Below are 625 nucleotides of genomic sequence, written 5' to 3'. Positions count from 1 at the left end.
ATCGCTGAGGATGCGTTGTAGTCGTCCCGTCTCCTATCCCTCCATTCCAGTTTGCTCCCCATGTATAGACTTGTCCGTCGTTCGCCAACACCACCATATGCCCTGCTCCCTCAGACAATTGATTGACTGGAGCTATGGCGATAGCGTTAACTTTATAGTTAAGCTCTTTTACAACAGGATCAAATTGCCCCGTACTATCAGTTACTTTCACTGTTAAGGTATGATCTCCTGCACTCAAAGCATCCAATGGCAGCGTAATCTTCGAACTCGTTGCCGTAATGGTGGCTATCACTTTTTTACTTGTACCATATACAGCATCATAGACGCTATCAGACACCGTCACTTGTTGTCCTGCCATAACATTATTAATAGAAATAATCGGCATATAGTTGGACAGAGATCCATCTATACTGATTACCGGTATGCCAGGAAATAAGTTGAAATCAGCTACCATACCTGGCGTTGACCGACTCCCATTACTGCCGTCGCCAAGCATGCCGTTGTTGCCATCGCCCCATGTCCATACCGTACCATCCACCTTTAGGGCGATCGTCGTGTTTCCTCCACCTCCGGTAATCGCTAAAACATCAGTGAGTCCGTTGATGACCGCAGGAGCATTTGTATT

Annotated in this window: 1 protein-coding gene; it reads right to left on the bottom strand. The window is 46.6% G+C overall.

The genetic code is table 11. From position 1 onward, the window contains the following. Positions 1–625 (bottom strand): RCC1 domain-containing protein (locus GC093_RS05435; RefSeq protein ID WP_512699085.1); only part of this gene is annotated, 625 nt, incomplete at both ends.

Source organism: Paenibacillus foliorum, assembly GCF_013141765.1.
GTDB lineage: Bacteria > Bacillota > Bacilli > Paenibacillales > NBRC-103111 > Paenibacillus_S > Paenibacillus_S foliorum.
Note: the sequence above shows the minus strand (reverse complement) of the source record. Positions and strands in the feature narration are given on the sequence as shown.